This is a genomic window from Microcoleus sp. FACHB-SPT15 (assembly GCF_014849525.1).
Lineage (GTDB): Bacteria > Cyanobacteriota > Cyanobacteriia > Cyanobacteriales > Coleofasciculaceae > Symplocastrum > Symplocastrum torsivum.
This window is the reverse complement of record NZ_JACJNU010000038.1, coordinates 47883-60521: the sequence shown is the minus strand read 5'-3', so window position 1 is coordinate 60521 and position 12639 is coordinate 47883. Positions and strand designations below refer to the sequence as shown.

The following is a 12639-nucleotide window of genomic DNA, read 5'->3' as shown; positions in this document are numbered from 1 at the left end:
ATGTCAGAAAAGCTTCATAGCAAAGGTTGAATATGTCGCAAAGCTGCTAAATCCAGTTGAGTTAGTTGCTCATACGCCTGATCAATTACGCCTTTGCCTCGCAAACTTCCTGTATTAGCACCAGGGCAAATATAATGCAATGTTGTCGGTATAAAGCGCTCAATTAAGGACTGCACACTTTGAATTTGTCTTCGCCAATGAAAGGTTTTTGAAGTGCGTAAAGGTTCTGGTTTGCCTTGTCGATTTGGCAATAGATGACGCCCAGAGAAGAGAACACCACCTGCACTGGTGTAGTAAAGACAAGAAGAACCTGGCGAGTGACCCGGTGTCCAGATAGCGCTACAGTTGGGAGTGAGAGTAAACTCGTGTTGGAAGGGAGTTATGTCTAGTCCCGGCAACAGGTAAGCTTCTTGTTCTTGAACCACAATAGTACAGCCGAACGTCTTCTGAATTTCCTGCGCTCTCCCAATGCCACCTCTATGAGTCAGGAATAGTAAGGACACTCCCCCTTTTTGTCGAATGAATTGTTCATTGGTTTCATTCAACGCCGGACAATCGATCAGGAGATTGGCGGAATTTCCTACAATAAGATATGCCGTACCACCTAACGTATCGCGATTGGGTGGAAATGCGAAAATTGTTTCTAGGACAGGGCGTGGTGGTTTGAGTACAGCAGGTTGCAGATTTGACGGTGGGGTTTGAGGAGGAGTAATATTGCCCTTTTCGGGGAAATCAGGTTGCACAATGCTTGTCTGCCTGTAGTTTGAGTGAACGGTACTAACCTTTATGAAAGATGGAGAGAGTGGGAGATGAGGGAGAGGGGAAGAAAATGCTACCCAGTAGGGGGCAATTGATATTCCGAAGAAGAACTAAGTAGAGCGTTGGAAATAAACATTGCTGGTTTAAGTGATTAAAGCTTGGGAAACTTTACCCAGCCACTACTCACTAGCCCACAGTCCCCAAAACGATAAGTTCTGTTTGATTGCGCCTACTTGCTTATCTTGACTTATGCCTCATGGTGCCAGTGCCTATACGGAACAAGGCATCTACTATAAACTCCTCCCCTCTTGGTCAAGATCGCTCCATTACACCAATTGTGATCTATCATCATGGAACTGTTGCTCCTAATTCTACTAGGCATTATCACTTACTTCATCGTCCAGCGTAGTGTGGCAAGCATTACCCGGACACCAGTCTGGTTATTGTGGCTGGTAATGATGACTCCTGCACTGGTCTGGAGTGGATGGAATCAGCTGTATGAAGATGCACCGATGCCACCTGCCCTTGTATTTGGACCTTTCGTGATTTGCCTGCCGTTGTACTGGTTCTTGATTCAGTGGGGACGCCGCGATTCTACCCCTCCAGCAACTCAGGGAACAGAGACAACACCTCCAGCATTAACGCCAAAACCAACAGTTCCAGTAGCGAGTGAAGAGTCAGCGCTACGCCCAATTAGCAAACAGGAAGAAACTGACCTTAGAAATTGCTTTCCCTGGGGAGTTTACTATCTTCAGAATGTTGAGTATCGTCCCCAAGCTGTTTTGTGTCGAGGAAAGCTACGCACAAGCCCAGAGGCAGCCTATCAGACAGTACGGCAAAATATTGAAGCCGAATTTGGCGATCGCTTTTTTGTAATTTTTCAAGAAAGCCTGAATGGGACTCCCTTCTTTGCTTTAGTTCCGAATACGCAAACTCAAGCCAAGGTAGGGACTGAGTCGGAACCTGTGTCGCGCCCAATTTTGGCGTTGGGGTTACTGTTGACTACTTTGTTGACCACCACAATGGGAGGCGCACTGATTGCGGGGCTTACTGAAAAAGAGCTTAACCCCTCGACTTTAGTGAAAGGGTTCCCTTATGCCTTAGCACTGATAGCAATCTTGAGTGTCTATGAATTGGGTCATTACTGGGTAGCAAGGCTGTACAAAATGCGGATAACGCTGCCCTACTTTATCCCGTTGCCTCCAATGCAATTCTTTCCCCTAGGGACAATTGGTGCATTTATTCAGATGCGATCGCCTGTTCCGCATCGTAAAGCCTTATTTGATGTTGGGATTACTGGCCCCTTAGTCGGGTTGATTGTCACCTTACCAATTTTAATTTGGGGGCTTATCCACTCCAGAGTGGTTCCAATTTCAGATGCCTCAGGACTGTTAAATTTTGAATCCCTTAATCCAAGATTTTCCTTCTTGCTAACCCTACTCAGTAAGTTGGCATTAGGTAATGAATTAACGCCAACAATGGCAATTAATTTGCATCCTGTGGCAGTGGCAGGCTATGTCGGTTTAATCGCGATCGCGTTGAAGTTGATGCCAGTGGGGCAACTTGATGGAGGTCACATCGTCCATGCTATGTTTGGACAGAGAACGGGTGCAACAATTGGTCAGATTACCCGCCTGCTGGTGCTGGTACTTGCCTTGCAGGAGTCAGATTTATTAACGTTGGCGATTATTTTATTATTCCTGCCAGTCGCAGATGAACCAGCCCTAAACGATGTCTCAGAACTTGACAACTGGCGTGATTTAGTGGGATTTCTGGCTCTATTGATTTTAGTAAGTATCATTTTACCGCCACCAGGTACGCTCACTGGGCTGTTAAATGTTTAGGAGGCTGAGGACTAGTGCGTAATTAGCTATTCGTCTTTTAGGTTGCACATTCGCAAAGTTCTACCTCAAGGGAGAAAAAGTCATTTAAGCTAATGTGTATTCAAGTTGCATTTCATGGAAGATGGTTAAGCTAATCTACTTCAAAATTCAGGGTTGCGTCTCTAAGATTTCGTGAACTAATGCTCTTCAATTGAGCGCATATAGGCAGTCTTCTGCGCTCAATTGTCGAAGTTGCACTGTCAGCCATCCAATCTTTTGTCCTGCAAAACTTCACTTCGTCACGAGAAGTCGCTTGACGTTTTATTCAAACCCTGTAAAGCCAAGGATTGTGAAAATGCCTGAAGCCGAAACCTCTCACTTCCATCACTCGAAACACAATCTTTCACCTATTGGTTCAACTACAAAGCCAATCTCCCCTTCAGAACCGCAAGAGGTTCATTGGTTGATTGTGAAAGATGACCAGGGACGGAAAGAAATTCCCTTGGGAGGAGAGGTATATTCCATTGGGAGAGACGCTGAATGTGATATTCGTCTCTTTTCACTGTTTGTTTCTCGCCGACATGCCACGTTAGTCCGGCAACAGCGTGATGACGGGAACTACTACTACCAAATTGTCAATGGAAATCTTCAAGGTCAACTCAGTGCTAATGGTATCGTGATTCATGGACGCAAAATTCAAAGCTATGACCTCAAAAATGAGGACAAGATTGTGTTTGGGCCTGGGGTAAGTGTTACCTATTATTTACTCAAACGCAACAATCGCAAGAGTGGACCACTTGATCCATTTGACATTACACTGATCGACCCTGGCATGGTAGAAGAACAAGAAAAGTAAACGTCTTGGGAGTACAAGCGCCAACCTCAACAAGTGACCATGGAGGAAGTAGCGAGGCAAGAATACTTCCTTGAACGGGGCAAGAGACGAGGAGGATGAATGATGGAGAAGCAAATGATTCATGTAATTGGTGGTGGACTAGCTGGTACAGAAGCCGCATGGCAGATTGCTAAGGCGGGTGTGCCAGTGGTACTCCATGAAATGCGCCCCTTAAGAAAAAGCCCTGCTCATCACACCGAGGAACTGGCGGAACTGGTTTGTAGTAATTCCTTTGGTGCCCTCTCAAGCGATCGCGCGGCGGGTTTGTTGCACGAAGAACTCCGTCGCCTTGGCTGTATAATTATCGGCACGGCTGATGAACACGCGGTTCCTGCGGGTGGCGCACTAGCGGTAGATAGAGGAGTGTTTAGCCACAACTTAACGGAAACGCTTGGGAGTCATCCCTTGATTGAGTTGCGTCGCTCAGAAGTTCAGGAAATTCCCACTGAGGGAGTTGTTGTTCTGACCACTGGCCCTCTGACTAGTCCTGCTTTAACTGAAGACTTGCAACGCTTCACAGGCATGGAATACTTCAGCTTTTTTGATGCAGCAAGCCCAATTGTCACAGGAGAATCGATTAATCGTGAGATTGCTTTTTTTGCCTCGCGCTACGACAAAGGCGAAGCCGCTTATCTCAACTGTCCGATGAATCGAGAGCAGTATCTCCACTTCTGGCAGGAATTGTGTGCTGCCGAAAAAGCGGAATTGAAAGATTTTGAGCAAGAAACTGCCAAATTCTTTGAGGGTTGCTTGCCAATTGAAGAGATGGCACGGCGCGGCGAAGATACAATGCGCTATGGTCCTTTGAAACCAGTGGGGTTATTTGATGCCCGAAAGGGAGATTTTCGCGCTCCAGAAAACCAATCCCAGCGTCCCTATGCTGTCGTACAACTTCGACAGGAAGATAAGGCGGGTCAGTTGTGGAATATGGTGGGATTCCAAACCAATCTGCGCTGGGGTGAGCAGAAACGGGTATTTCGGCTGATTCCAGGTTTGGAGGAAGCGGAGTTTGTCCGGATGGGTGTGATGCACCGCAACACGTTCCTGAATGCGCCTCAACTATTGCACTCGACGCTGCAATTTAAAAAACGCCCAACGTTGCTAGCGGCTGGTCAACTGGTTGGTACAGAAGGCTATACAGCAGCAGCGGCTGGGGGTTGGCTGGCGGGGACGAATGCAGCGCGGTTAGTACTAGGATTGGAGCCTGTAACGCTGCCAACTACGATGATGATGGGTGCGCTATTTGACTTTATCAGTTCGGCATCACCGAAGCATTTCCAGCCGATGCCACCGAATTTTGGGATTTTGCCAGAACTGGGTAAGCGAATTAAGAATAAGCAAGAGCGATATGGAATGTATCGCGATCGCGCTTTAGGTGATCTTGATAGTTGGAGTAGAGGGCTGAGAGCGTCTGCCGCTTGAGTTATAAGGTTTTATTGATTGACTAATGCGATCGCTTCGTCTCCTTCAAAGGGGATGAGAAAGCGATCGCCTTTTAGCTAAGTGGGTAAACAAGAAGGTAATCAGAAGAATATCGAGGCTTAGGCACGAATAATCGATTTTCTTGCCCAATCTCTTGTATTTTCCAGGTTTAGAAGAACCTCTCTCCCTACTTTGGAGAGAGGTTTTCTTTGGTGGCTAACTTATCTGACTTGCCCGAATGAACTTAGGAATCAGGCTTTGTTATCCTGTTCTCTTTATTCGGGAGGAGTGAAGATAATCTCAAACTCAGCCTTTGGCATAAACCGTTGCAAAACTCTTTTGTGGTCATCAGCGTCTTGACGGTTAAAGAAACAAGCGGCGGTATAGTGCTGAGCATTTAGCAAAATAAGCACAATTGCCCAAGGGCGATTCCCCTCAGGATAGCTTCGCTTCACCCTTTGCTCACTCATTGGTTTTAACATTGGTAGAGTCTCCTCTTATTTGGGAGCCAGAAGCCAGCGGAGAGCCTAGGAACTTTGCCGCTGGCTTTGACTTGTTTCAATTTAGCACAAATACAGCATACGTGTGTGCCTTATATGAGCTAGATTCGACATAAAAGCCTAAATACAGCACAGTAATGAATGATCTGCCTAGACGAGAAACTTCTGAATCTCTAATGACTAAACGCTTAGCAACCTATTTAGCAGATGGGATCTATGACCTACTCGAAGAGTGGGCAACTCAAGAACGCCGCTCAATCAGCAGCTTGGCAGCATTCCTTCTGGAAAAAGCTGTAAGAGAGCATCAGGAGCAGAGGCAGATACCAAAGCCGCCCCCACCATCTGATGAGCAACAGGGGCGTTGGGAGTAGTTTAATTAAGAGCGATCGCCCTTTCAATAACAGGCTTAGAAGTCACAAAATTGAAGTAGGGATTTACACTCAGATCAGCCACGCTTTGCAGACAGCTAATCCGAGTTAGCTCCAACTATGTCAAAATCCGATGGTCAACTCGATACCCCACTCGCTTCAAACCAGCCCCTCATTGAAGCGTTTGAACAAGACTTGCTCAGAGGCTCCTTACCGCCTCTAGATGTTCCCAACGCTGACAATACAACCTATCTACCAGGAACTGAACCCAGCCTCCAACAAACCTATTATTGGCTAGCGCGGCTTGCTCGTCAGCTTAAACAAGACAAAGCTAAAGAGTTTGTGATTGAAAGAATGCAATCTTCTTGGTTAGAAACTTCCCAACAAAAGTGGTTCTATAAGATTTCCGTGGGACTGATAACTGGGTTGATAGTGGCGCTAATTTACGTGGGAACGACCGGACTCATTGGAGCAAGTATTGGTGGCATCACTTACGGGTTAATTTTAGGACGTACTCAAGAAATCTATCCCATTACTCGCCTCAAGTTTTCTCTCGAATTTGCCAAATCTAGATTCTTAGGTTCAGTGCTTGAAGGGCTGTGGTGGGGATTAATTTATGGAGTAATTGATGCCCTAATTTGTTGGATAATTTGGGGGCTTGAGGGATTAATTTTAGGAATGACTGATTCGTTGGTCTGGGGCTTAATTGAAGGCTTGATTTGGGGACTATTGGTTCCAGAATTTAATAATACAACTGTCAAAAATCAAGGTATTAAAGAATCAGCCCTAAATGCAGGAATTTTTACAGTTATTGGTGGAGTAGCCTGGGTACTACTTTATGTTGGGGTACTCTTAGCCGTGGGAGAACCTTTAGAACCCCGTGATTTACTGATTGACGGAATCGGGAATGGAGTGTTTTTTGGCATCTATGTTGGAGGTTTAGCTTGCCTTCAACATTTTGTACTGCGCTTAATTCTAAAGCAGAATGGAGCTATCCCTTGGAATTATGCTAAGTTCCTTGACCATGCTGTTGAACTGGGAATCTTGGAACGCGAGGGTGGGCGCTATCGCTTCATAGACGACTCAGTGCAGGAGCATTTTGCTCAGATGCAATTCAATGCAAGGTAAAGCGTACATCTCTCTTGAAAATAGGTGGTGGGTGGTAGGTGATAGGGGCTTTCCGGCTCCCCCTTCCCTGGTAGGGAAGGGGGCTGGGGGGTTATGTTCTCCGAATTCGCTAACAGTATCCTTAAGTTCCGGGTAAGTTTCGGGTACTTTTTAGAAATAAGGAAGCTCAGAAACAGCTTAAAAACTGGTAGCGTCAAAAAAAGAAAATGTTGTTCTGGACGTTACCTCTTGAAAACGCGCTCTAATTACTGGCAACTCCTGCCTTATATTCGCCCTCACTGGAAAACCATTACTCAGGCATTTGTTTGCACACTAGGTGTTACAGTGTTTTGGCCCCTACAAGCCGCACTAGCAGGGCAACTGGTCAGTTTAATTGGACAAGGCAATATGGTAGGGCTTGCGCGGATAGCTGGAAGCCTTGTCCTGGTTTTTCTTGTCCAGAAAATCCTGATGTATGGTCAAGACACCCTGATGGCAAAAGCTGCCCTGTTTGTCGCTTTAGACTTACGCAAGCAAGTCTATGCCCACATCCAACGCCTCAATCTCAGCTATTTTGAGACAGTTCAGACAGGTGACTTAACGTACCGCTTCACTGAAGACATTGACCGAGTTGGTGAGGTAGTCAATAAGGTATTCCATGACTTTACCCCCTGTGTGTTGCAGTTAATTGTGTTGCTAGGTTACATGATTTATCTCAACTGGCAGCTAACGCTGGCAACATTCATCGTTGCGCCGTTGATGGGTGTTTTGATTGGCTGGTTTGGCGAACAGATGCTGAAGTTTTCCCGCCGCAGTCAAAATCGCATCTCTAACTTATCCGCTTTGCTCACAGAGGTGTTCAGTGGGATTCGCCTTGTGCAAGCGTTTGCGGCTGAGGAGTTTGAAATTGAGCGCTTTGCACAAGAAGCAGAAGAAAACCGTCAAGCGAAGTATGCCACTGAACGGCTGAGGGCGATTCAGAACCCAGTCGTGGGATTTGTGTATGCGATGAGTGTGTTGCTGTTGTTTCTCCTGGGTGGTTGGCAAATTTCTATGGGGAACCTCACGGGCGCACAATTTGCCACCTTTGTTGCTGCGGCATTGCTACTTATTGACCCGATTGCCCATATCACCAGCAACTACAACGAATTCAAGCAAGGTGAGGCGTCTGTTGATCGCATATTTGAACTGGCAGCGATTCAGCCAACTGTGGTGGAAAAGCCTGGTGCAACTGTCTTGCCAAGCGTTACGGGTAAAGTCGAGTATCGCAATGTGTCATTTGCTTACAAGGCAGATGAACCCGTGCTGAAAGACTTAAGTTTACTAGCACAGCCAGGAGAAGCGATCGCATTAGTGGGTGCGTCGGGTGCTGGTAAAACTACTCTAGTCAATCTACTCCCTCGCTTCTATGACCCTCAATCCGGTGAAATTTTCATTGATGGGATAAATATTCAGGATGTCACCTTAAAAAGTCTACGACGACAAATTGGCATTGTCCCTCAGGAAACCACACTATTCTCTGGCACGATCGCCCAAAATATCGCCTTCGGTCAAGCTGAATTTGACCTTAAAGACGTTCAAGAAGCCGCTAAGATTGCGAATGCTCACCACTTCATCACCCAGTTTTCCCAAGGCTATTACACCTGGGTAGGGGAACGAGGTGTGAATCTATCGGGAGGACAAAGACAACGAATTGCGATCGCGCGTGCGGTTCTTCTCAACCCCAGTATACTCATCCTTGATGAAGCGACTTCTGCTTTAGATTCCGAATCCGAAGCCTTGGTACAAGAAGCCTTAGAGCGGATTATGAAAGAGCGCACGGTTTTTATCATCGCTCACCGACTGGCAACCGTGCGCCGTGCTGACCGTATTCTTGTTGTAGAGCAAGGACAAATCGTTGAATCGGGAACCCACGAGGAACTTTTAGAGAAAGGCGATCGCTATGCTCGATTCTATGCTCAACAGTTTAGTTAAGGATTGGGAATTGGGAATTGGGAAGATTCTATATGCTCTCGTTACTCTTTGGTTGCTCAGTCCCCAGACCAACTTGGCACAAACCCACCAGCACAAACTCTTCCCCTGCTTTCCCTGTCAGAACTGGAGGGAAACTTTCGCCGTGAAGGTCTAGGTCAAACAATCCTCACAAGTCTTCCAAGTAGCTTAAAAGGTCTGACATTTCCTGAGGGCTAGGCTGGAACTTCGGCATTGGTGGTGTCTCGCCACTTGTCACCTGATGAATCAAGTTGATCTTGGACTTTCGCTGAGAAACATGCTGCAAGCTTGGGCCGACCCGACCATCCGCTTGTATTCCATGACAACCAGCACAGTTGATTTGAAAAATCGCACGACCTCGCAGTGAATCGCCATCTAGTGACAAGACATTTTGGATGTAAGGGTCTGAAGTCTGAATTAGGTGGAAGCCTAAGATGCTTATAGCGATTGTTAGCAGCGCCGCAAGCACCACTAAGGTAATCCGCCGAATTAGGATTTCAGGATGGGCAAGCTGGTTCTCCAAACGAACTCCTGTCAAATTAAGAATTTACTAAGCGTTCTTTGTCGATATGAAACGAAAAACCGATTTTGTTATACGAGTAAGGTGATAACGTAACGGCTTGTCGAAAAGTATGTCGATTAATAAACATAGCTTAAAATTTACAGAATGAGTAAGCAAGTCTAAACTTGCACTACGGTTGAATTTTGGCTTTCACAATGCAGCTAATTCTTTCAGCTCAGTCTGTAGCTGTTGCGGCGTGAGAGCTAGTACGATGAGAAACAAGCAAAGAAACTTATTAATGTAGGAGAACAAACGTGGTAGAACCGCTGCTTTCAGGGATTGTCCTTGGCTTAATCCCAGTTACCCTTGCTGGACTGTTTTTCGCTGCCTATATGCAGTACAAGCGTGGCGACCAGCTAGGTATCAATAAGTAGGGAATAGGGAATGGGGAGTAGGGCAAGAATCTGGAACTTGCACTAAACAGCAAAACGAGGTTCTACCCCACTTCCGATTCCCCCTCTTCTTCAACAGCGACGATAGAAAGTCAAGGCAGTGTTGCCGTAGACTTTCTGCTGACAAATTTCTAGGTTGGGAAGTGGTATTTCTAGTCGGTTGTTTGGGCTATGCTCTACGGCTAGTTCACCCTCAGCATCGAGTAACTGGTACTGAGCGATCGCTTTTAGCACTGGCTGATACAAGTCACTCGCATAGGGTGGGTCGAAGTAAATGTAGTCAAACGACTGACCTGCTAATGTTTTTAATCGCCCAACAACGTTCCCCTGTATCACCTGAAACTCCTGTTCAGGCTGAGCTACTTGTTCCCAGTTCTGCTGAATAACGGCACAGGCTTTTGCCCACTTCTCAATTCCCACAACCAAGGAGGCTCCTCGACACAGGGCTTCTGCACCCATTGAACCTGTACCTGCACATAAATCAAGCCATCGGCAATCAGCAATCGTACCTTGCCAGATATTAAAGACTGCCTCTCGTACCCGTGCTAGCGTCGGGCGGGTATCTTGACCTGGTAAAGTCTTTAGTTGCCGATTGCCGTATATTCTCATTTACACTAGAACAGCCGTCTTGACTTGAGCCACGAAATTAGACAAGATTTGCAATCCTGCGGTGGAAGATTTTTCGGGGTGAAACTGGACTGCCATTAAGTTGTCACGAGCGATCGCAGCCGTTACTGTTTGGCTACCGTGGGTAACAGTTGCGGCGCGAATTTTGGGGTCAACGGGGTCAACATAGTAGGAATGGACGAAATAGACTCGTGGATTGCCTGATAAGTGTTGCCACAACGGAGAATTCGGCTGATTGAACTCTAATTCGTTCCAACCCATGTGAGGAATCGTAATACCTGGTTCCCAGCGAAATCGGCGTACCATTCCAGGAACAATCCCCAGTCCTGGTTCAGTGCCTTCTTCACTCCCGTCAAAGAGAATCTGTAAGCCTAAGCAAATGCCTAAGAAGGGTTTACCACTAGCGATCGCTTTTTTGATCGGTTCCTCAAGTCCACGCGATCGCAAATGTTGCACAGCAGGGTCAAATGCTCCCACGCCTGGTAGAACTACAGCATCCGCCTGCTCAACGTCTGCTGGTGAATCGGTAATTTTCGTCGTCGCCCCAGCTTTCTCCAGACCTTTACAGGCAGAGTGCAGGTTTCCCATGTCGTAATCTACAACGGCAATAATTGGCATTAACCCGCTCCCCCTTACATTTGTTATTGAAGCCACCTCTATTTTAAGTTGCCGCCTCTCTCCTATGAACGGAAAAATTCTCCTAACATCGTTTCAAACTTGGCTACCGCATCAGAGATCTAACGCTTCGGATGATTTATTAGAAGAAATTGCTCAATTAAATAGTCTCTCTCCCTCCTTAACTTTATTGCGGCAGTTACCCGTTGATGTTCCCCAATCCAGTCGTATCGTGATTGACAAAATTGAGGAACTACAACCCGATGTCATCATTTGTTGTGGTATGGCAGAGTGCCGCACAAAATTGACGGTTGAATCTTGTGCAACTTGCAACAATGACTTACTTAAAACCTCAGTGAGTCTAGAGAAGTTAGTAGCTGAGTTAGCTAGCACAGAGATTAGTCACGATGCGGGTAAGTTTGTCTGTGAAGGACTGTACTACGAGGTCTTAAGCTATTTGCGATGCCGCAGGCGGTGCTACCGCACATCACATAACCTGAACACCTGCTGTATTTTTGTCCACGTCCCTGTTCTCACTCCAGAGAATTTACCCGCCATCGTGGCAGATTTCCGATTAATTATTGAAAAAGTTGCCGATTTCGCTTCTCAAAACAGCACAAAAAGCTGATATTACCTATCTACTTCCACTTTCCGTTCACTGACTTTCTACATAAGTAGGAAAGCTCTGAGAGATAGGTAGTGCTGTCAAAAGTTATCTAAGACCACTCTAATGAACCAGAGCAACCCCTACCAAGACAATCTACAGTTATGGCAACAGTATCTAGCCAATGTCAGATTGTCAGGTGACCGTTATGGCGAAGCTATTGCCTTGACTAACCTTGGTGCTATCTATGATGCCTTAGAACAATACGATGAAGCTCTTGAGTCATATCACCAAGGACTAGTAATCTTCCGAGAGATGGGAGATCGGAGTAAAGAAATCTGGGTACTCAACAACATCGGTACAACTTACAACACACTTGCCCAGTACGATAAAGCCGTAGAAGCTTACCAAAGCGCCGTTGCAATTTCTCAAGCAGAAGGAACGCTCGTTCGAGAAGGTTGGGTTCTGAGAAATTTAGGTCATACCTACCGCTGTATGGCTCAATATGAAAAAGCCGTTGAATCCTTCCAGCAGGCGCTTAGAGTTTTTCAAGCAACGAGTAGCGGCGAGGAACAGGCAGAGGTGATGCGCCTTTTACAGGAGGTTCAGCAAGAGCGCGACTAGTGGTAGTACATTTCGCAAATCTTCAACGACCAAGATGCCTCTAGGTGCTAGCTTGCTGTTGATGTTACCCTTGCCGATTAGCAGCACTGGTCTGACACTCGATCGCTGGGGTCTGATTCTGCTCCCTTCTCTCTCTTGCCTTCTTCAAAGCGGAAAGGATAATTGCCTTTACTTCCGGCTTGAGCTGATTCAGCTCAGCGCCCCATAGTTTCTCTAGCGTCATTTCATCCATCGTATCAGTACCCAACACACTTCTATGCCTCTATTATTACCACCATCTACCACTTTAGACGGATGCACTTAATTAGAAAACACACTTAACCATCTTGAATACCTAAACAAAAGAAAA

Annotated in this window: 15 protein-coding genes; 9 read left to right on the top strand and 6 right to left on the bottom strand. The window is 46.3% G+C overall.

Features of this window, described 5'->3' with window-relative positions; genetic code table 11:
* Positions 1-14: 14 nt before the first annotated feature.
* A complete protein-coding gene (locus H6F98_RS13110; protein WP_192219194.1) occupies positions 15-683 on the bottom strand; it encodes an MBL fold metallo-hydrolase in 669 nt (222 codons plus the stop codon).
* A gap of 426 nt (positions 684-1109) precedes the next feature.
* On the opposite strand from H6F98_RS13110, the gene H6F98_RS13105 reads away from it, so the two are divergent.
* From H6F98_RS13105 to trmFO, 3 genes are all read left to right on the top strand, one after another.
* Positions 1110-2603, top strand: coding sequence for a site-2 protease family protein (locus tag H6F98_RS13105; RefSeq protein ID WP_192219134.1), 1494 nt, complete (start codon positions 1110-1112; stop codon positions 2601-2603).
* 334 nt (positions 2604-2937) lie between these two features.
* Positions 2938-3438, top strand: coding sequence for an FHA domain-containing protein (locus H6F98_RS13100; RefSeq protein ID WP_192219133.1), 501 nt, complete (start codon positions 2938-2940; stop codon positions 3436-3438).
* A 99-nt stretch (positions 3439-3537) separates the two neighbouring features.
* Positions 3538-4899, top strand: coding sequence for an FADH(2)-oxidizing methylenetetrahydrofolate--tRNA-(uracil(54)-C(5))-methyltransferase TrmFO (gene trmFO / locus H6F98_RS13095; RefSeq protein WP_199348445.1), 1362 nt, complete (start codon positions 3538-3540; stop codon positions 4897-4899).
* 275 nt (positions 4900-5174) lie between these two features.
* On the opposite strand, the gene H6F98_RS13090 is transcribed toward trmFO, so the two are convergent.
* Positions 5175-5381, bottom strand: a complete 207-nt coding sequence (locus H6F98_RS13090; RefSeq protein WP_199348444.1) for a hypothetical protein — start codon at positions 5379-5381, stop codon at positions 5175-5177.
* 194 nt (positions 5382-5575) lie between these two features.
* On the opposite strand from H6F98_RS13090, the gene H6F98_RS13085 reads away from it, so the two are divergent.
* The 3 genes from H6F98_RS13085 (at position 5576) to H6F98_RS13075 (ending at position 8848) form a co-directional block, all read left to right on the top strand.
* A complete protein-coding gene (locus H6F98_RS13085) occupies positions 5576-5770 on the top strand; it encodes a ribbon-helix-helix domain-containing protein (protein ID WP_192219132.1) in 195 nt (64 codons plus the stop codon).
* Positions 5771-5887: 117 nt separating this feature from the next.
* Positions 5888-6895 (top strand): hypothetical protein, encoded by a 1008-nt coding sequence (locus H6F98_RS13080; protein ID WP_192219131.1) that lies wholly within the window; start codon positions 5888-5890, stop codon positions 6893-6895.
* Between the two features lie 228 nt (positions 6896-7123).
* Positions 7124-8848, top strand: coding sequence for an ABC transporter ATP-binding protein (locus H6F98_RS13075; RefSeq protein WP_192219130.1), 1725 nt, complete (start codon positions 7124-7126; stop codon positions 8846-8848).
* A 166-nt stretch (positions 8849-9014) separates the two neighbouring features.
* On the opposite strand, the gene H6F98_RS13070 is transcribed toward H6F98_RS13075, so the two are convergent.
* The gene (locus tag H6F98_RS13070) at positions 9015-9404 is read right to left on the bottom strand and encodes a cytochrome c (RefSeq protein ID WP_242058515.1); all 390 of its coding nucleotides are present in this window, start codon (positions 9402-9404) and stop codon (positions 9015-9017) included.
* 278 nt (positions 9405-9682) lie between these two features.
* On the opposite strand from H6F98_RS13070, the gene petG reads away from it, so the two are divergent.
* Positions 9683-9802, top strand: coding sequence for a cytochrome b6-f complex subunit V (gene petG, locus H6F98_RS13065; protein WP_192219129.1), 120 nt, complete (start codon positions 9683-9685; stop codon positions 9800-9802).
* Between the two features lie 90 nt (positions 9803-9892).
* Here petG and rsmD read toward each other — a convergent pair whose 3' ends face one another.
* Together rsmD and hisH are read right to left on the bottom strand one after the other, a co-directional pair.
* Positions 9893-10429 (bottom strand): 16S rRNA (guanine(966)-N(2))-methyltransferase RsmD, encoded by a 537-nt coding sequence (rsmD, locus tag H6F98_RS13060; RefSeq protein ID WP_192219128.1) that lies wholly within the window; start codon positions 10427-10429, stop codon positions 9893-9895.
* Entirely contained in the window at positions 10430-11065 is a 636-nt protein-coding gene (gene hisH / locus H6F98_RS13055; protein ID WP_192219127.1) for an imidazole glycerol phosphate synthase subunit HisH, read from the bottom strand. It lies immediately after the preceding gene.
* Between the two features lie 64 nt (positions 11066-11129).
* Between hisH and H6F98_RS13050 the strand changes: the two genes are divergently transcribed.
* Both H6F98_RS13050 and H6F98_RS13045 read left to right on the top strand, forming a co-directional pair.
* On the top strand, positions 11130-11690 hold the full coding sequence (locus H6F98_RS13050; RefSeq protein WP_192219126.1) for a peptidase C15: 561 nt from the start codon (positions 11130-11132) through the stop codon (positions 11688-11690).
* A gap of 102 nt (positions 11691-11792) precedes the next feature.
* On the top strand, positions 11793-12290 hold the full coding sequence (locus tag H6F98_RS13045) for a tetratricopeptide repeat protein (protein ID WP_192219125.1): 498 nt from the start codon (positions 11793-11795) through the stop codon (positions 12288-12290).
* Positions 12291-12354: 64 nt separating this feature from the next.
* Here H6F98_RS13045 and H6F98_RS13040 read toward each other — a convergent pair whose 3' ends face one another.
* Entirely contained in the window at positions 12355-12540 is a 186-nt protein-coding gene (locus tag H6F98_RS13040; protein WP_192219124.1) for a hypothetical protein, read from the bottom strand.
* Between the last annotated feature and the right edge of the window lie 99 nt (positions 12541-12639).